An 18,741-nucleotide genomic window follows, 5' to 3' on the forward strand; every position below is an offset into this window, starting at 1 on the left:
TGTGTATCTGAACCAACACGTTCGCCTTCTTTCGTTTGTCCGTGCCCTTATCATGTTTTTACCCAGCCTGTTATAATATAAACGGAATGATCACGACTTTTGTTTCAATTTTTATCTGATCATATGAAGACTTGCCTAATACACAGCTCTTTTGTAGAGTGAACAATGATTCGGATATTGAAGAAAGGAGCATGCACTGTTATATGAAGAATGAAGCCTCTTTGATACTTCATGTTGTACCGATGCAAGAAGAACATGCTGAACTTATATGTGGCTGGAAATACGCCCCACCTTACAATATCTATAGCTGGCTACCTTGGGAACAGATGAAAGCACTCGAAGTCGAGTTCGGTGATGCACAGCTCAGACAACAACAATATGCCATTATCCTGGATCAACATGACCAGGTTTATGGGTTTGCACAATATTTTCCGCTCCAGCATGTCACACGAATCGGTCTCGGTATGCGCCCCGATCTGTGTGGTCAAGGTCTTGGTAAAACATTCGTTACTGCGATCGTACAAGAGGCCATCCGCCGCAATCCATCCTATGAGATTGATCTTGAAGTGCTCACTTGGAATAACCGTGCCATTCAGGTATATCTGAAGAGCGGATTTGTCATCCAGGATACATATGAACGCCAAACTCCTAGTGGTTTAAAGCCCTTCCATTGCATGGTCTATGAAGGCCCAAGAGAGTAAACTCACAAGTAAATGGTTTCAATTTGTCTCTCTTTTGTGATTAGTTCAAAAAATTACCACAAAATGCTATGATGTAACGACAGCTTCCGTTATAATGATAGGGATAGTTTGAGTTAGATGATCTTTCATTCTGGAGGGGACATAAGGGATGCACAAATGGATCATGAGCGGGGTATTTTTTGCAGCATGTGCTTTAGCTATTGTTTTAATGTTTACGCTTCCAGGTAAAGAGGAAGTGGAGCAGGAAGCCAAACCAAGCATGCCTGAAGTGACTATGGATGCTGGACAGGCTGAGACATTAGTGAAAGCCAACTGTATTTCATGTCACGGCGATCAGCTTCAAGGTGGCGTAGGCCCGGCACTTGCAAACATTGGTAGTAAGGATGATGTGGAGAAAATCTATTCCACCATTGTCAAAGGTAAAGGCGGCATGCCTTCGTTCAAAGGCAGACTGCAGGACGAGGAAATTGCCCATATCGCAATGTGGCTGGCAGAGAAGAAATAAGAATTTTTGCGCGCAAGACATCAAAGAGGCTCTCACCCTCCCGTTAGGGAGACAGGAGCCTCTTTTGGTATGCATTACAAACATCATCTTGCAAACGACGTTGTAGCAGATTATTATGTTCTCATTTTCTCAAAAGCTTCGTTGTACTGCTCTGCTTCTTTGATGTCTACCGATGTAATGCCACCTGCATCCCAAGACGTAAGACGCAGTGTAACCGTTGTATAATCAATAGTAATAAAAGGGTGATGATTGAATGCTTCCGAAATCGCAGCGACTTCATCCACAAACGCAATCCCTTTCATATAGTTAGAAAACACAAATTTGCGGACAATCCACCGTCCCTCTTCCAGTTCCCAGCCTTCCAGCCTTCCCAGATGAGCTTCGACTTCCTCTTGCGTAAAAACCATGCGTTATCTTCCTCCCCATATGATGAGACATCGCGGACTTACATCCACATGACCATCGGCACCTTTGCATGCTGCCCATACAGCCTTAAAGGCAGGCCACCGCCCAGCGGCGCCTTTTTCATGAGTATCATCTTACCACGTCAAAGCACCAAAATCCATAGAACAGACGGCTCAGTGCCTTGAGGCGCAAGGTTTTATCGTTAATACATCCTTTAGATTAAAGGTACAAAGGTCAGCTCTTCTTCTCCGATCAAAATATGGATTCGGTGTTGGTCTTTGTCATGGATCACCACACCGCTTCCAACCGGAATGACGGATTCCTCTCCAAGCGCGTAGAACAAATCCTCCGCCAGCGCTTCGTCCACCTCAAGCTGTTCTGGTTCACCTAGTCTCCCCCACTCTTCCGCATCCATTTCAAAGAAAACATAGCGATCCGGTATGCGTCCTATGGCCACCGTTAAATCTGTCAATATTCCTTCATAATCACGTCCATGCTTTACGCCCATTGACTTCTCACTCCCACTCACCTTGTAAAAGGCGGATTTGATCTTATTATACCTGAAAATAACCCTTAAAAAAAAAGCCCCTCTGGTCGATAAATACTATACATGACCGTTTCATTCGTTTTCGGCAGCTTTGGAGGTTGCCAGACATGTAACGGACTGCAGCAGAACCTTCGTCTGGAAGCCCGAATTCTGCCGCCTGAAAGGATTCAATTTTATCTCATGGATGAGGTGTATGATGGAAATTTCAACGATTATCGGACTAGTTTTGGGGTTAGTCTCCCTTGTACTTGGTATGTTTTTGAAGGGTGCTCCGCTGATCAATCTCGTTAATAACCCGGCAGCATACGTTATTATCTTCGTTGGTACGGCAGGAACCATCTTTATGGCGTTTCCAATGTCTGAAGTTAAGAAGATTCCGAAGTTATTCGGTATCCTTTTCAAAAAGCAACAACTGATTGACCGTGTTTCTCTGATTGGCACATTTATGGACTGGGCTTCCACTACCCGTCGTGAAGGTTTGCTCGCTCTGGAATCAAAAGTAGAAGAGATCGATGATCAGTTCCTTCGCAGCGGCATGCGGATGATTATTGACGGTAACGACCAGGAATTCGTCAGTGATGTACTGATGGAAGATATTCATGCAACCGAAGAACGACATCGCGGCGGCGCACTGATCTTCGCTCAAGCGGGGATGTATGCACCGACACTCGGGGTTCTCGGGGCAGTCGTAGGTCTGATTGCGGCACTCGCCGACCTCAGTGACATGGAGAAGCTCTCTCATGCGATTGCAGCGGCATTTATCGCAACCCTTCTTGGTATCTTCAGTGGTTACGTGTTGTGGCACCCGATGTCCAACAAACTGAAGCGGATGTCCAAGAAAGAGATGGAAATCAAGTTGATGATGGTTGAAGGACTCTTGTCTATTCAATCTGGCGTATCTACTATTGCCATCAACCAAAAGTTATCCGTATTCCTGACACCTTCCGAACGTAAACAACTGGAAGAGAAGGAGGGATCATCAGGTGAAAAAGGGTAAAAAACACGAACCGCATGAGGAGCATATTGATGAAAGTTGGTTGCTTCCCTATTCCGACTTAATGACCTTGTTGCTCGCCTTGTTCATCACCCTGTTCTCCATGAGTTCACTGGATGCTGCCAAATTCGAGCAAATGGCCTCGGCACTAAGCAGCGCGCTCAACGGAGGTTCCGGCGTTCTGGATCACACGTCAATGAATCCAACGGACTCCAGTACAGATCTAGGCAAAAACAAGGAAGTACCGGAGGTAATCACAAAGAAAACTCCTGCGCAGATTACGGATGCCCAGATGGCCCAAAAAGAACAGGAAGATCTAGAGAAGCTCAAGAAGCGACTCGACAAGTATATTGCTCAGAACGGACTATCAGACCAACTGAATACCAAACTCAACCAGTCTGAACTCAAGATTACCATCAGTGATAAAGCCTTGTTCTCCTCTGGGCGAGCAGATGTGAAGCCTGAATCACGTTCACTGGCCAAGGCGATCTCCAGCATGTTGCAAGAGTTCCCTGAGTACGAAGTTGTCGTATCCGGTCATACAGATAATATTCCCATTTCCAATAACCAATATAAGGATAACTGGGATTTGAGTGCAGATCGTGCTCTGAACTTTCTGAAAATTCTGTTGCTGAATCCGCAGCTTGATCCTTCCAAGTTCACACCTAGTGGATACGGAGAATATCATCCAATCGCCAGCAATGATACAAACATCGGAAGAGCACAGAATCGGCGTGTAGAAGTGTCGATTATCCGGAAGTATCAAAGTAACAATGCGAATGTAAAATCCGTAAGTGGAGGCAAATAGCCGTCCTCAGCACGTTATGCGTTCAAGACCGTTCTCCATGTAATGAAGGAGAGCGGTTTTTCTCTTTTTAAGGCGTTAAGCAATGGGCATCCTTCTGTATTTAAACTGAAAAGCATTGCCTCCTCCTTAAAGGAAACAATGCTTTTTCTTTCATGCTAAAGCAAGCTGAGTCTTGACCCGGCTCATTTTCGGCATCCTTTATTCCAGCGAATAGTCCAGTAAGCTACCAAGTTCTGCTTTTTCAGCAGATGTAAGCTCCCGCCATGTTCCTGTTGCCTGCTCTCCAAGATGAATGTTCATGATACGAATCCGCTTCAGCTTGCGAACCTCATATCCGAATGCACTGCACATCCGCCGGATTTGACGGTTCTTGCCTTCCGTCAAAATAATACGGAACACACGGTCTGTCATTCTAGTTACGGTGCAAGGCAGCGTCATTTCACCTAGGATTTTAACACCGGTGCTCATTCCCCTGAGGAAGCTTGGTGTGATTGTCCGGTCAACCGTTACAATATATTCCTTTTCATGACGACCTTCGGATCTCAAAATCCGATTCACGATGTCCCCGTCATTCGTCATCAGAATCAAACCTTCCGAATCCTTGTCTAGACGTCCGATCGGGAAGATCCGCTCATGATGTCCAACAAAATCAACGATATTCCCCTGAATGTGTTGCTCGGTTGTGCTTGTGATTCCTACAGGTTTGTTCAGCGCGATGTACACATGCTTTTTCTTCTCACTAATCGGCTTCCCGTTGATTCGAACATCATCGCCTTCTTCTGCTTGACTGCCGAGCTCCGCCTTGATGCCATTAATGGTCACCTGACCACTTTCAATTAATTTGTCGGCTGCTCGGCGGGAGCAGTAACCTGTCTCACTAATAAATTTATTAATACGCAAAAGGTCATCTCACCTCATCTAGTTCTCTTCATCTGGTTGTTGTTCTTCCGCTGATGGATCTGCCTCCTGTAACTGTGTCTGCACTTCAGAAGCCGGCAGTTCAATAATGACAGTGGTTCCCCTATTCATAGCACTCTTAATATCCATCATGCCCTTATGGGATTGAATAATTCGCTGACTTACCATGAGGCCGAGTCCTGTACCGGATTCTTTATTCGTGAAGAACGGCTCCCCAAGCTTTGGCATCATTTCTTCCGGGATGCCAATCCCTTCATCCTTAATTTCAATTCTAACCCGATTGGCAAGCTCGTTAACCTTCAGCTTGATATGGATGCTTCCTCCATTCGGCATAGCTTCCATACCATTCTTCAGAACATTGATGAATACTTGCTTTAACTGATTCTCTTCACAGTGTACCATAGCTGAATCCGATGATGCATGCAACACAAACTCAACCCCGTGCAGATGCGCCTGACTATCCAGCAATGAGATAACATCCCCAAGAATAAAACGAATATCCCGCTCTTGAAAATGAACTGCCTGCGGCTTCGCCAGAATCAAAAACTCGCCCACGATCAGGTTGATTCGATCAAGCTCGGATAACATCAGATCCAGATGACGATGATTTAGCTTGTTGCTTTCCTGTTGAAGCTGTAGGAAGCCGCGTAACGTTGTAAGTGGATTTCGAATCTCATGGGCTACACCAGCGGCGAGCTGTCCAACCGTCGTTAGCTTCTCCGACCGTCTAAGCAGCTCTTCCATCCGATTACGGCTTGTAATATCTCTTGAGACACTGATGAGTGCTGTAATCTCACCCGCCTCGTCGCGTACAGGCGCTGTACTTACACTGACTTCAACCCGGGTTCCGTCTTTTTTCATCCAGATCGTTTCGTTAGACGTAATCGACATGCCTTCAATAAGCTGAGCATGCTGTTGCTTCATTTCTTCTTCCGCCTCAGGAGGAATAATCTTCAGCAAACGTCCTTCCACCTCACGGCTACGAAAGCCATATAATTGTTCAAATGCACGGTTAACCCGTAGCACTTTTCCTTCAAGGTCTGTTATATGAATTGCATCAGCTGTTTGATTAATGATAGACTCCAGGTGCTCCTTCACTGCCCGGTTCTCTTCATACATCTGCTTCAGACGGCTTGTATAGTGACCCAGATTTCGAATCATCGCATTAATCCGGTTGGCGAGCTGTCCCAGCTCGTCCTTGCGTTTTATCTTCAGACGAAAATCAAAATGTCCATCCGCCACATCATTCACCTTGCCCAAGATCGATTGGATGGGACGTGTAATGTAACCAGCAAGCAAGTAACTGCCAAAGATCACAATCTCCAGCAAAACCAGAGATATCGAAGCATGGCTAACCAACTGTTCCGAGACCATCGATGATATTTGTTTGTAATCCATGACAATACTGATTACATAGGAAGACTCATTCGGAGTGAAAATCGGAATAAAACTCTTCAATACCTTCTGATCATGCGTCTCACTCACAAAAGACACATTCTGCCCCGTGCGAACAGCTCGCACCACAGCACGGTGGTCTTCATCTACCGAGCCATACTGATATGTACCAAAACGGATCGGTCTGTTATTCAGTTTGCTGAAATTGATATCTCTTCCATCATCGCTCATATCGGGGCTCGCAAACGTCAAAGGATTGATGCCTGTAATCTCCAAAATGGAAGGATTGACTTCACGAATTTTAGTTAAGATTTCATCCGGACTAGAGATCTTCACATAGTCATCTACTTCAGTATTATTATAGAAGGGGTTGATTATGTAATTTCTCTTTCCATCATGGTAATAACCCCAGATATCGATATCTGTAGGACTGGACGTCGAATACTCGAAACCATTTGACCAGAAATGATCCAGCTTCTGTCCCTCGGGGATCGTTACCTGATGCTTCTCGAATAACTGTTTAAACGCCTGATACCAGTACGTCATTGATTTCGTGGAGAGGCCTATCTCCCTTGGATCAGAGGAACGGTTAACTACGATATCATCATCCGTCTGTTCCAGAAGTGAGATATGGGATACACCTACTTTTTTACTCAAACGAACCAGATCTTCATTGGTAATGTTCTTGATGTCTGGATCTAATTCCTCTGCTGCCATAATAGAAGCAAGCCACAGATTGTTTCCGATCTGTCTTTTTACATAATCTGCACTGTACTGATTTTGTTCGACGGAAATTGCGATTTGTTTCGCTGTGAGTACCATCTTGTTCTCGCTATCCTGCCTCAAATTCTCTTCTGTAGTATAATAACTCAGTGCGATATTTAATACCAAAATAACGAGCACCGAGCACGACATAATCATGGATAATTTCGTTTTAATAGACAAATTCGTTCTTCACCTCTCGGCTTATGCCCTCTGGCGATATATGGCAAAACCTATATCCATCATAACGCTTGTATGACTATTTGAAAAGGATAATTGCCCTTTGCCCGAAAGTTACTACTTTGGCTGAATAGATCGAATATTGTTGTTTGTTTGCTTTTTATGAAATGCAATGAGATGTATCACTGGATTTGTTCACAAATCCACAGGGTTGTGGATAGTATGTTCATAACTATGTGATTAACTAATAGTTATCCACAATTCTGTGCACAACATGTTAACAAACCGAATGTTTGTTCGCTGAATAAATGCTAACGAAGGGAGTTTTACACCTATGAAGGATGATTATCCTCAGCCTGATCTCACAGTGCTGAGCGAGGAAGAGCTACATGAATATTGGATGCGGCAGGCTATTGCAGAGGCCCACAAAGCAGAGGCGCTTGGTGAGGTACCCATCGGAGCCGTAGTTGTGCGTAACAACGAGATTATCGGTCGTGGGTATAATCTGCGGGAAACCACGCTCGATCCTACTGCCCATGCGGAAATGGTAGCCATTCGAGAGGCAAGCGAAGTCATTGGAGCTTGGCGCTTACTGGACTGTTCACTGTACGTTACTCTCGAGCCTTGTCCAATGTGTGCCGGTGCGATTGTGCAATCCAGGGTTCCACGCGTTATCTTCGGTACTGCGGATCCCAAAGCAGGATGCGCAGGGACATTAATGAATTTACTTCAAGAACCGCGCTTCAATCATAGAACCGAGGTTATCCCTGATGTTCTGCAACCGGAGTGTTCTTCCATGCTAACGCAATTTTTTAGACGTTTACGTAAAAAGTAATGTACGATACAGATGAATCGAAAATAAATACACATGAAAGGATGTCTGTTACAATGGCACTAACACTATACGATACAGCTCATGGCATAAGTCTTCGTTTACTCAACACCCAGGATGCACAAACCTATCTTGAATTGATTGAGCTTACCCGCATCCCGTATCAAGCAGTTGAACCGATTCGCGAAAATGATTTCTACACACTTGAAGCTCAGACCCGGCGGATTGAGGATCGCGTGCGAGCCGCAGACGAGGGAACCGGTTATCAGTTCGGCATCTTCACGATTAAGGATGACCTTCTCATCGGGCAGGTTAGTCTGAACAATGTTGTTCTCGGCGTTGCTAACTATGCAGATATGGGGTACTTCATCCATCCGGACTATCAAGGCGGGGGACGAATGACTGCCGCGGTTAAGCTGGCTGTAGCCTATGGGTTTCGTGCTCTGAAGTTAAACCGGGTGCAGGCCGCTGTACTGCCATCAAATCAGGGTTCTAAGCGGGTACTGGAGAAAAACGGATTTCAGCCTGAAGGAATCGCTCGTAAATATTTGAAAATTAACGGAGTCTACCAGGATCATCAGATCTACGCTGTGCTTGCCGAAGATTTGCACGATGAATCGTATCACTAAGCCCTTTTGCCTTGCCTCCGTTATTGTTTTACATAATAAACACCACACCATTTCTTATAAAAGGCAGTGGTGCGGTATTTATACAAATAAAACCCGCCTAGATACTAGCAGGAAAAGAGCATTCTCTGCTTGAGTATCCAGGCGGGTTTTATTCATAGATCAGGTTTAGATCTTAATATCCGTAAGAGGAGTTCATCAGTTGCTCAAACTCTTCCATTGTAATTACATCGTCACCTGTCGGGATGTTGATTTTGAATTCAGGCTTTTCGTTAATTTTAGTGTATGTGTTCGAACCAGTGAAGGCCAATTTCATTTCGTCTTTGGTATCTTCTGGTTTGATCAGCATATCAGCGACCATTTTTTGATAAACTGGGAAGTCGTTTTTATCCAACGCAAAATCGATGTTGAACGTGTTGATTGTCAGAACGTCTTTCAGTTTATCCAGATCTTTAGTCATTTCAGCTTGATCTGCTTCAGAGATTTTCAAATCTTCTTTGGCTTTGTCGATATCTGCTTGGCTCAGTTGCAACATATCTCTGTATTCTTCTTTGGAGACAATATCCATCACTTTAGGAAGCGCTTTGGTTACCAGTACAGTAACAGCTTCTTTCAAATTGTCATTGTTTACAGAGAATTGTACGACCTGCTTCGCGTCTACACCTTCAGGCAACTTTGCATCTTTGGTATCGAGGTTTTTGAAGAACTTGGCTTCATCATACTCACCCAGTACCGCATCCATGATTTCGTTGCTCAGCTTTTGTGTTTTGGCAGCGTCCAGTGCATCAGGGTTGAATTCGGTACCCTCTTGCTCCGCCAATTTTTTCAAGTCGAATTCAATAAATTTGTTCACCATATTCTCCGGAATCGGGAAGAATGGGATGTTTGGTACTTTTACATACAATTTCTCTTTGGTCATTACCATAGGAATGTTAAAAGTCATCCCCATATCGCCTTTAAGCTCGATGCCAACGGTCATCTCTGTCTGCATTGGCTCGCTTTGGTATACACCTGTGACATTCAGTTGTGCGTCCTTCAGCATGCTCATAAACTGGGTCATGCTTTGATCCGTCTGAGATGCATCACCAGGTTTATAGCTCAACTCATTGATTGTAAAGTTGGAACTCATTTCGTACGAAGTTAATTTAGAAGCATTTGCCGCAGCCGTCTTCAATGCCTCTTTTGGTTCTTGCTTGCTACTACATGCTGTTAAAGCCAAAGATACGGTTAACAACAACGTAAGAAGAAGCGCCCCCATGCGTTTAGTCATTTGTTTCTCTCCTCTCGTGATAACCCCAAAAAAATAATTCAATACCAATGATATACCATCTCGGCCGATACTGAAACCTAATTTGGGAAAATTGTGATTTTTCCTCTTTAAAATGGCTAGAAAGACCTATGTCAGGTACGGGATGATCTGACTGCTAGTCTTTCCATATGTATGAATACGCAAAAGCCCCCTGTTAGGTAACAAGGGACTTTTGAAATGAAGTAATTTTTTATGTTTGGTACTTATCTTTTACACAAAAACATTATAGGGTTACCCCTCCGGATTTAGATGATCCACATGGTTCTGATTCTTCACTTTTTTAGAGCCAGACAATGGTTCCTGCATGGAAGAGAGCTTGGATGAATGATGTTGCTGATGGTTATCCTGAGCTTCGGGTACAGGAATTGCTTTTGGTTTACTCATATAAGTACCTCCTCATCATAGGTTAGGAATGAGATGGGTCTCTATCTTCCGTTTTATCATGATTTAATGCATCCTGATGGCGGCGATCATTGGAATCTTGCTGTATTTGCTGCGCATGATGGCTGTTAACACCAGTTTGTTCGAGATCTCCAACAACATTTTGCAGGTTTTTATCCACGCTCGATTTGGCTTTAGTCATTCCATTCGACCCCTTTTGGTTCGTATTAAGAATTTGTTATCGATTGCAATGACTGAGCACACTCGTGAATATGCCGAGTGTAATCATGCGCCAGTTCCTGAATCGGTTCTGTGCGTTCATCCGTTGTTCTCCCATCCCGTTCCACGTCAACTAGCTCTACACTGACCTCACGGGAATCAACATATTGGCATTTAAAATCAAAAGAATACATTTCGTGACCTGCTGTTGCAATGTGTATCCGAATCGCCTGATGATTTGCTTCGTCTGCCATAACCTGTGCCTGATCACCCACATTCAAGACTTCAGGCAAACGCTCCTGCCAAGCGCCTACAAGTTCGTTCTGATCAATGTTTAGTTCGCGGTTCATCTTTACCACCTCCACTTCTATAACGTGCGGAGAAGAGGTTGTTTTTATGCATGATTGAATCTGGCAATACCATAAACTTCATTAAAATGATTACAATTTCAATTGTGCATGATACAATCATTTCATTATGTAGAGTTAGGAGGGAATCATCTATTGAGAGTTGCCACAGGCATCATCTTCGCTTTTTGGCTTGTATTCATGTTCTTTAAGTTTCTGACAACACAACCTGTAGATTATGATGGAGAAACTACACGCATATTAAGCGGAGGACTAATCTTCGTTCAATTCATTGCATGGGCTTTTATTTTCACGTTACCATTTACAACCTTTTCAATTTTAGTCGTAGCAGAAGTGATCGCTTTGTTATTAGCAATAACGTATCAACCAGGCTATTCGGTCTTTGCAGTCGTTAACCTAATCTTCCTTATTATGAGTTTTGCTGCACATAAAGAATTGCAGAAGAAAATAGCAGTGTCTAAAAAGCAAGCCAAAACTACATAGCTTTCGTATAAGGGCATACCTGTCTAGGTGTGCCTTTTATTATCTTCATAAAAATGCCTTTACAAGTCCTCCCTTTAGATTATCTCTAACGGTCCCAAATAAAAAAACACACTAGACCGCTGTTCAACAGTCTAGTGTGTTTCAAACATAATCACCGCAAATCCATATGCGGTGTGCAATTTTAAAAGTTATGGCGGAGAGGGTGGGATTCGAACCCACGTGGGCTTGCACCCTAACGGTTTTCAAGACCGCCCCGTTATGACCGCTTCGGTACCTCTCCAAAAAATATTTTATAAACTTGCCACGAAAATTATCATACCATAGATTAATGATGGAATGCAAGTGTTTTTATTTAAACTTTGTGCTAAAACCGGATTGTAACAGGTGACCCGCACTGCAACTTATCATCCATCCCACCCGCCATCCTCAAATGGCGAGTGGAGTAAGATGATTCGTTAATTATGCTATCTCGAACTTCGTACTATTTACGGCGAGCAATGACTTCAATCCCACCCATATATGGACGCAATGCTTCCGGAATAATCACCGTTCCGTCTTCTTGCTGATAGTTCTCCAGAATGGCTGCTACCGTGCGCCCCACTGCCAATCCTGAACCGTTCAGTGTGTGTACAAATTCAGGCTTCGCCTTAGGCTCTCTGCGGAAACGGATATTGGCACGACGTGCCTGGAAGTCTTCGCAGTTGGAGCATGATGAAATCTCACGGTAGGTGTTGCTCTCAGGCAACCACACTTCAATGTCATATGTTTTAGCCGAAGTGAACCCCATATCTGCCGTACAGAGCGTCAACACGCGGTAAGGCAAGCCGAGAAGTTGTAGTACACGCTCTGCGTTTTGTGTCATCTTCTCCAGCTCATCATACGATGTCTCTGGTGAAGATAGCTTGAGCAACTCCACCTTGTTGAACTGATGCTGACGGATCAAGCCACGAGTATCCCGTCCAGCCGAACCAGCCTCTGAGCGGAAACAGGAACTATACGCGACAAAATGCTTCGGCAAATCATCGGCATTCAAAATTTCTTCACGGTGGTAGTTCGTTACAGGTACTTCTGCTGTTGGAATCAGATAATACTCGGTGTCTCTAAGCTTGAACAGATCTTCCTCGAACTTCGGCAACTGGCCTGTTCCAAACAAGCTATCCCGATTCACGATATATGGAGGCAAAATTTCTTCGTATCCGTGCTGATCGCTGTGCAGATCCATCATAAAGTTAATCAGCGCACGCTCCAGACGCGCTCCAAGTCCTTTATAGAAGGTAAAACGGGAACCTGTCACTTTGGCTGCTGCTTCAAAATCAAGGATGTCCAGCTCCTGTGCAATCTCCCAGTGTGCTTTTGGAGCGAAAGGGAATGACTTGGGCTCTTCCCAACGGCGAATTTCAACATTATCCTCTTCGGATGTACCCACAGGCACACTTTCATTTGGAATGTTAGGAATCGCCATCGTGAGGTCATTAATTTTAACCTCAAGCTCGCGTACTTCCTCGTCCATTGCTTTAATTCGATCGGAGACCTCACGCATCTCGACAATTAAATCATCGGCGTTCTCACGGTTTTTCTTCAGTCTAGCTACTTCTGCGGATACGGTGTTACGACGACTCTTCAGATTCTCGCTCTCCTGAAGCAATTCCCGTCGCTTTGCATCGAGCTCCGTAAACCCAGCAATCAGGTCGAGCGATTTGCCACGATTATTTAACGCTTCTTCTACACGTGCATATTCATTCCGCAATATTTTCACATCAAGCACTACGTACCCCTCCTAATAAACCTACATTATGGAGCCTCATATCAGGCCCGTTCTCGATATTTTCAATTAAAAACACAATAATATCTATTATAACCTACAATGTGCCAATAACCGAAAAAACAACCTATGTCCCCGGTTGCACCTCCGCTGCGATTCCGCTATGCAGCAGTTACAAGCAACATGAGGCATCCGTCCAGATGCAACAGCCACAGCAGCCTAGAACAGACAACTGAGGAGTGCTCCGATGACCGGGAGATCATAGGTTGTACATCATACTTTATTTTGCTTCTACCGATTGTTTATATGCCCTTGCCATGTCTACAAAGTAAGCATGTAGACGGTAGTCATCCGTCAACTCCGGATGGTAGGAGCAAGCCAGTAAATGTCCCTGGCGTGCTGTCACAATCTCATCTTTATACGTGGAAAGAACCTCAACCTGTTCACCAACACTCTCAATTAGCGGAGCGCGTATAAATACAGCCCGTACCGTCTCTTCAATACCTTTTACAGGCAGATCTGCCTCAAAGCTTTCTCTCTGTCTCCCAAAAGCATTGCGGGAAACGGTCATATCCATAAGCTCCAAATGTGCTTCTTCTTGACCCTGAATACGCTTGGCCATGACGATCAGACCCGCACAGGTACCAAATACCGGCTTTCCAGCTGCAGCAAAGGCACGAATGGCTTCCATGAACCCATACTTGCGCATGAGCTTTCCGATGGTTGTGCTCTCTCCACCCGGCAGAATCAAGCCATCCAGCTCCTCTAACTGCTGAACCTGCTTAATGGCTACACCTTCAGCTCCAGCACGTTCAATACTGCGTATATGTTCTGTAACAGCACCCTGAAGTGCCAAGACGCCGATCTTCATGTCTGAGTTCCCCTTCTCTTACCAGCCGCGATCCTGCATGCGCTCGGAAGGTGCAAGTTTGGAAATTTCAATACCTTTCATTGGTGCTCCTAAGTTTTTAGAAACTTCAGCAATCAATTTATAATCGGTATAATGTGTTGTTGCTTCAACGATCGCACGTGCGAACTTCTCCGGGCTATCCGATTTGAAAATACCGGAACCTACAAATACGCCGTCTGCTCCAAGGTGCATCATAAGGGCTGCATCTGCTGGAGTCGCTACGCCGCCTGCTGCAAAGTTAACCACTGGCAATTTTCCGTTCTCATGCACATCGAGCAAAAGCTCATAGGCAACGCCAAGGTTCTTCGCTTCAGCATACAGCTCGTCTTTTGACATATTAGTTACTTTACGAATTTGGCTGTTGATAAAACGCATATGGCGAACTGCTTCAACGATGTTGCCTGTTCCCGGCTCACCTTTTGTACGAATCATAGATGCTCCTTCACCGATCCGGCGAAGTGCTTCACCCAAGTCTTTCGCTCCACATACAAACGGTACAGTAAACTCATGTTTATCGATATGGAATACTTCATCCGCAGGAGTCAGTACTTCACTCTCATCCAGGTAATCCACACCCAGTGACTCAAGTACTTTAGCTTCTACATAGTGACCAATACGTGCTTTGGCCATGACAGGGATCGTCACAACCTTCATTACTTCTTCCACAATCGTTGGATCAGCCATACGCGCCACTCCGCCTGCTGCGCGAATATCAGAAGGAACACGCTCAAGTGCCATTACTGCTGTTGCACCTGCTGCTTCCGCAATTTTAGCTTGCTCAGCGTTCATGACGTCCATGATTACGCCGCCTTTTTGCATTTCAGCCATACCTCTTTTAACGCGTGATGTTCCCGTTTCCATATTCCAAGCCCCCCGTAGTGTATGTGTTGTCTCCCATTTTTCAATAAGCATAATGACGCTTCTATTCAGATGAAAGAGCCTTAGACTTTTATACTGTAATACGTAGAATTCTAACTTGATATTTTACCGGAAAAAGTGAAAATATACAATCCACTCATTCAGTATTAGTTTGTATTTTTCGGTTAAAACAAGTTTTTGATTCCATCGAACAGATCAACGAAGAAGTCTTTGATCGCACGGAAGAATAGACGGAACCAGCCGCCTTTTTCAGCCTCTTCGGCTGTAATCAGATTTACCGTTTTCTCCTGTGCTTCCATTCCCTCTGCTTTGTATGTGTAAGTGACCGTACCAACCTTGGTACCTGCTTTGATTGGTGCAACCAGTTTATCTGCTTCCGTTACACTTGCTTTAAATGTAACATTCAGATTTTGAGTGCCTTTAGGCACAACAAAGCTTACCGCATTATCGGTTACGACAGGAACTGTCGTCTCTTTCCCTTTTTTCAGAGGTACCGTTTCCCAGCCTTTCACTTTGGTTTTACCTGAAACAGCCTGCTTCACCTCAAAATTATCAAAGCCGTAATCCAGCACCTTTTTCGTTTCTCTAAAACGTGCGGATTCGGAATCGGTTCCCATCACTACGCTGATCAAACGCATACCATTACGCTCAGCCGTACCCGTAAAATTATTACCTGCATTGCTCGTATGGCCTGTTTTCATGCCATCCAGACCTTCGTAAGCGTAGCTTTTGAAGTTGGTTATATTTTTATTCGCTTCCAGCATCCAGTTATAGTTGATAATAGGTGCTTTGTCGTTCGGTCGGAATTTGTAAGATTGAATCGTTGTAAAATCTTTGTAGTCGGGATGATCTCTAACGATATATCGGCACAAAATAGCAGCGTCTATTGCGGACATTACTGTTTCCTTGTCTTCTGCTGGACGGAATTCAGCTGGCATATCCGCACGATCCAGACCAGTAGAGTTAATGAAATGGGTATCCTTCATGCCCATCCGTTTCGCTTCTTCATTCATCATTTTTACGAATTCGGCTTCCGAACCCGCAACATACTCCGCCAAGGCCACTGTGGCATCATTGGCCGATCCAACAGCCATTGCGATATACAGGTCTTTTACCGTATGCTGGTCACCTTCAGCCAGGAAAATGCGTGATCCGATACTTTTAGCCGCATTTTTTTTAACAGTAACTACATCATCCCAGCCAAACTTCCCTTGTTTAACCTGTTCAGCAACGATATACTCTGTCATCATCTTGGTCATACTCGCTGGCGGCATTGCCTTATCCGCATCAACCGAAAGTAAAATCTGACCTGTAGAAGCCTCCATCAGGACCGCCGATCTTACATCAAGTCCGAGCGAGTCTACGGAAGGGATGCTGACGGCTTTTGCTGGCGTTTTCGTTGTTGTAGCTGCCGCAGTCAGAACCTGACCAGAGTCCTTTGCTGCAGCCATAACAGGCATCACTGCGGACATGCATAGCATGTTAACGAGCATAACGGAGGCTACACTCTTTTTGAGGATCTGACGTTTTTTCTTATTCATGTGTTTGGCTTTCAATGATGAATACTCCCTTCGATCTGAAGCTTCTGAATAATGCCTCAGTGCAGCTTAAGCTGCTATTTTCATAGTCCCTGTCATTGTGTCAATGGATATGTGATTCTCTGCTGAATGCGCTGTATCGAAATGAGCAAGTTCGTTGCTCTAATATTCAAATCAATGGTCACTTCGCTCGCATCTTGCTGAATGCTTATCTTATGTAAAACGTAATAAACATTCTTTCTAGTATGATAAGTCATAACCGGCTTACCTTGAGTCTTATAAAAAAATCATGGATCACGTCAAAAAATCGCCGCAACGCCCCGTTCCATCCTAGGACGGTCACCGCTTGTTCTATTCTATCACAGGGGTATGCGCAAAAAAAGACAAGCCCGGCGAAAATCGCCGAGCCTGCCTTGGAAATCATTAACTCTCTTCGCATTACAACGAGTAGTTAGGTGCTTCTTTCGTAATCTGTACATCATGCGGATGGCTCTCTCGAAGACCAGCGCCTGTAATACGGATAAAACTTGTGTCATTACGTAATTGATCCAGATTGCTCGTTCCGCAGTATCCCATACCCGAACGCAATCCACCGATCAACTGATGAATGGTATCAGACAAAGGACCTTTGTATGCTACGCGACCCTCAATGCCTTCAGGAACCAGTTTTTTGTCATCATCCTGGAAGTAACGGTCTTTACTACCTTGTTTCATTGCAGCCATCGAACCCATACCACGATATACTTTATAACTGCGTCCTTGGAAGATTTCCGTTTCTCCCGGACTCTCTGCTGTTCCCGCAAACAGGCTTCCCAGCATTACGGCATGAGCACCTGCAGCAAGAGCTTTGGTGATCTCTCCAGAGTATTTAATACCACCGTCAGCAATAACAGGTACGCCGTATTCACGCGCAACGCTTGCACAATCATATACTGCTGTAACTTGAGGTACACCAATACCTGCAATAACACGAGTTGTACAGATGGAACCTGGTCCAATACCTACTTTGACAACGGAAGCCCCTGCTTCAATCAGATCACGTGTGGCTTCACCCGTAGCAACGTTGCCTGCAATGATAGTGAGCTCAGGGAAACGTTCGCGCAACTTGCGAACCGCTTCAATAATGTTAATATGATGCCCATGAGCTGAATCTACTGTAATCAGATCCACACCCGCTCTGACCAGAGCATCTGCACGTTCAAACGTATCTTTCGAGATACCAATTGCTGCACCAACCAAAAGGCGACCTTGCGCATCCTTCGCAGCTTGCGGGAACTGAATTGCCTTCTCGATATCTTTAATTGTGATAAGGCCCTTCAATGTGTTGGACTCATCCACTAATGGAAGTTTTTCAATTTTATGCTTCTGCAAGATACCTTCTGCCTCCTGCAGTGTTGTACCCACAGGAGCTGTAACCAAATTCTCACGAGTCATGACTTCACTAATCTTGATGTTGAAATCATGGATAAATCGCAAGTCACGGTTTGTCAGAATCCCTACGAGCTTCTGATCTCCTTCAACGATAGGCACACCGGAAATCCGGTATTTTGCCATAACTGCCTCAGCATCAGATACCAGATGTTCAGCTGTGAGTGAAAAAGGATTGGTGATAACACCGCTCTCCGAACGTTTAACCCGATCCACTTCTTCAGCTTGCTGTTCAACGGACATATTCTTATGAATAATACCAATACCGCCTTCACGCGCAATAGCAATTGCCAATGTCGCTTCAGTAACAGTATCCATCCCTGCACTAATCAAAGGAATGTTCAATTTGACGTTATCGCTCAAACGAACGGACACGTCTACTTCTTTAGGCAGTGTCTCGGATTTCCGTGGCACTAGCAATACATCATCAAAGGTGAAGCCTTCCTTACCAAATTTATCTTCCCACACGCAAGTGTTCCTCCTTATGTTTGCTCAGCTTTACCGACCAAAACCCGAAGATTCCAGGCTGTATTGTATGCCGAAAATTCGTTTTCTGAAAATATATTATTGTCCATCTTAGCAAAGCGATATTTAGAATGTCAAGGGAAACTCCTTGGAACAATCAGGTGTGCTTCCCCTTGCACACAACTGTGTTCCTTACGTGGACAAGCCTCGAAAATATAACAAAAAAGCGCCCTTTCATTTAGATCGGTACGCCTGCTTTTATTGTTAGTGTAGTTTAAGTATTCCTTGATTGAAGATTTTTATGATCTTCATTAATTAATAAAAAT

At 44.5% G+C, this 18,741-nt stretch carries 20 protein-coding genes and 1 tRNA gene; 7 read left to right on the forward strand and 14 right to left on the reverse strand.

What is annotated here, in order from left to right; genetic code table 11:
* Positions 1-203 precede the first annotated feature (203 nt).
* On the forward strand, positions 204-701 hold the full coding sequence (locus Q9R46_RS28155; protein ID WP_311282573.1) for a GNAT family N-acetyltransferase: 498 nt from the start codon (positions 204-206) through the stop codon (positions 699-701).
* Positions 702-849: 148 nt separating this feature from the next.
* Entirely contained in the window at positions 850-1,206 is a 357-nt protein-coding gene (locus tag Q9R46_RS28160) for a c-type cytochrome (RefSeq protein ID WP_145415483.1), read from the forward strand.
* A gap of 113 nt (positions 1,207-1,319) precedes the next feature.
* On the opposite strand, the gene Q9R46_RS28165 is transcribed toward Q9R46_RS28160, so the two are convergent.
* Both Q9R46_RS28165 and Q9R46_RS28170 read right to left on the reverse strand, forming a co-directional pair.
* Positions 1,320-1,613: a 4a-hydroxytetrahydrobiopterin dehydratase gene (locus Q9R46_RS28165; RefSeq protein WP_090924882.1), complete on the reverse strand. Its 294-nt coding sequence runs from the start codon at positions 1,611-1,613 to the stop codon at positions 1,320-1,322.
* Positions 1,614-1,825: 212 nt separating this feature from the next.
* Positions 1,826-2,119, reverse strand: a complete 294-nt coding sequence (locus tag Q9R46_RS28170) for a hypothetical protein (protein ID WP_090924883.1) — start codon at positions 2,117-2,119, stop codon at positions 1,826-1,828.
* Positions 2,120-2,354: 235 nt separating this feature from the next.
* Here Q9R46_RS28170 and motA point away from each other — a divergent pair, with 235 nt between their 5' ends.
* Together motA and motB are read left to right on the forward strand one after the other, a co-directional pair.
* A complete protein-coding gene (gene motA / locus Q9R46_RS28175) occupies positions 2,355-3,155 on the forward strand; it encodes a flagellar motor stator protein MotA (RefSeq protein ID WP_110899509.1) in 801 nt (266 codons plus the stop codon).
* Positions 3,142-3,960, forward strand: a complete 819-nt coding sequence (motB, locus tag Q9R46_RS28180) for a flagellar motor protein MotB (protein WP_311282574.1) — start codon at positions 3,142-3,144, stop codon at positions 3,958-3,960. Before motA ends, motB begins: the two co-directional genes overlap by 14 nt.
* A 198-nt stretch (positions 3,961-4,158) precedes the next feature.
* Here the strand turns inward: motB and Q9R46_RS28185 are convergent, their stop codons facing one another.
* Together Q9R46_RS28185 and Q9R46_RS28190 are read right to left on the reverse strand one after the other, a co-directional pair.
* A complete protein-coding gene (locus Q9R46_RS28185) occupies positions 4,159-4,860 on the reverse strand; it encodes a pseudouridine synthase (RefSeq protein WP_090924886.1) in 702 nt (233 codons plus the stop codon).
* A gap of 18 nt (positions 4,861-4,878) precedes the next feature.
* The gene (locus tag Q9R46_RS28190; RefSeq protein WP_311282575.1) at positions 4,879-7,218 is read right to left on the reverse strand and encodes an ATP-binding protein; all 2,340 of its coding nucleotides are present in this window, start codon (positions 7,216-7,218) and stop codon (positions 4,879-4,881) included.
* A 331-nt stretch (positions 7,219-7,549) separates the two neighbouring features.
* Between Q9R46_RS28190 and tadA the strand changes: the two genes are divergently transcribed.
* Positions 7,550-8,050: a tRNA adenosine(34) deaminase TadA gene (gene tadA, locus Q9R46_RS28195; RefSeq protein ID WP_311282576.1), complete on the forward strand. Its 501-nt coding sequence runs from the start codon at positions 7,550-7,552 to the stop codon at positions 8,048-8,050.
* Between the two features lie 53 nt (positions 8,051-8,103).
* On the forward strand, positions 8,104-8,676 hold the full coding sequence (locus Q9R46_RS28200; RefSeq protein ID WP_145336568.1) for a GNAT family N-acetyltransferase: 573 nt from the start codon (positions 8,104-8,106) through the stop codon (positions 8,674-8,676).
* A 172-nt stretch (positions 8,677-8,848) separates the two neighbouring features.
* Here the strand turns inward: Q9R46_RS28200 and Q9R46_RS28205 are convergent, their stop codons facing one another.
* The 4 genes from Q9R46_RS28205 to Q9R46_RS28220 form a co-directional block, all read right to left on the reverse strand.
* Positions 8,849-9,943 carry a hypothetical protein gene (locus Q9R46_RS28205; RefSeq protein WP_311282577.1) on the reverse strand — a complete coding sequence of 365 codons (1,095 nt, stop codon included), beginning with the start codon at positions 9,941-9,943 and terminating at the stop codon, positions 8,849-8,851.
* Between the two features lie 270 nt (positions 9,944-10,213).
* Positions 10,214-10,366: a small acid-soluble spore protein P gene (locus Q9R46_RS28210; protein ID WP_311282578.1), complete on the reverse strand. Its 153-nt coding sequence runs from the start codon at positions 10,364-10,366 to the stop codon at positions 10,214-10,216.
* Between the two features lie 22 nt (positions 10,367-10,388).
* Positions 10,389-10,565, reverse strand: a complete 177-nt coding sequence (locus Q9R46_RS28215; RefSeq protein WP_311282579.1) for a hypothetical protein — start codon at positions 10,563-10,565, stop codon at positions 10,389-10,391.
* Between the two features lie 25 nt (positions 10,566-10,590).
* Positions 10,591-10,932, reverse strand: a complete 342-nt coding sequence (locus Q9R46_RS28220; protein WP_145336574.1) for a hypothetical protein — start codon at positions 10,930-10,932, stop codon at positions 10,591-10,593.
* 153 nt (positions 10,933-11,085) lie between these two features.
* Here Q9R46_RS28220 and Q9R46_RS28225 point away from each other — a divergent pair, with 153 nt between their 5' ends.
* Positions 11,086-11,433 carry a hypothetical protein gene (locus tag Q9R46_RS28225; RefSeq protein WP_145336576.1) on the forward strand — a complete coding sequence of 116 codons (348 nt, stop codon included), beginning with the start codon at positions 11,086-11,088 and terminating at the stop codon, positions 11,431-11,433.
* A gap of 191 nt (positions 11,434-11,624) precedes the next feature.
* On the opposite strand, the gene Q9R46_RS28230 is transcribed toward Q9R46_RS28225, so the two are convergent.
* The 6 genes from Q9R46_RS28230 to guaB form a co-directional block, all read right to left on the reverse strand.
* Positions 11,625-11,713: transfer RNA gene (locus Q9R46_RS28230), tRNA-Ser, on the reverse strand.
* 201 nt (positions 11,714-11,914) lie between these two features.
* A complete protein-coding gene (gene serS / locus Q9R46_RS28235) occupies positions 11,915-13,198 on the reverse strand; it encodes a serine--tRNA ligase (protein ID WP_311282580.1) in 1,284 nt (427 codons plus the stop codon).
* A gap of 277 nt (positions 13,199-13,475) precedes the next feature.
* The gene (gene pdxT, locus Q9R46_RS28240) at positions 13,476-14,066 is read right to left on the reverse strand and encodes a pyridoxal 5'-phosphate synthase glutaminase subunit PdxT (protein ID WP_311282581.1); all 591 of its coding nucleotides are present in this window, start codon (positions 14,064-14,066) and stop codon (positions 13,476-13,478) included.
* Between the two features lie 18 nt (positions 14,067-14,084).
* A complete protein-coding gene (pdxS, locus tag Q9R46_RS28245; protein ID WP_062329598.1) occupies positions 14,085-14,966 on the reverse strand; it encodes a pyridoxal 5'-phosphate synthase lyase subunit PdxS in 882 nt (293 codons plus the stop codon).
* 182 nt (positions 14,967-15,148) lie between these two features.
* Entirely contained in the window at positions 15,149-16,540 is a 1,392-nt protein-coding gene (locus Q9R46_RS28250; protein ID WP_311282582.1) for a D-alanyl-D-alanine carboxypeptidase family protein, read from the reverse strand.
* Between the two features lie 420 nt (positions 16,541-16,960).
* On the reverse strand, positions 16,961-18,418 hold the full coding sequence (gene guaB, locus Q9R46_RS28255; protein WP_311282583.1) for an IMP dehydrogenase: 1,458 nt from the start codon (positions 18,416-18,418) through the stop codon (positions 16,961-16,963).
* Positions 18,419-18,741 lie beyond the last annotated feature (323 nt).

The sequence above is a fragment of the Paenibacillus sp. RRE4 genome (assembly GCF_031844205.1).
GTDB lineage: Bacteria > Bacillota > Bacilli > Paenibacillales > Paenibacillaceae > Paenibacillus > Paenibacillus xylanexedens_B.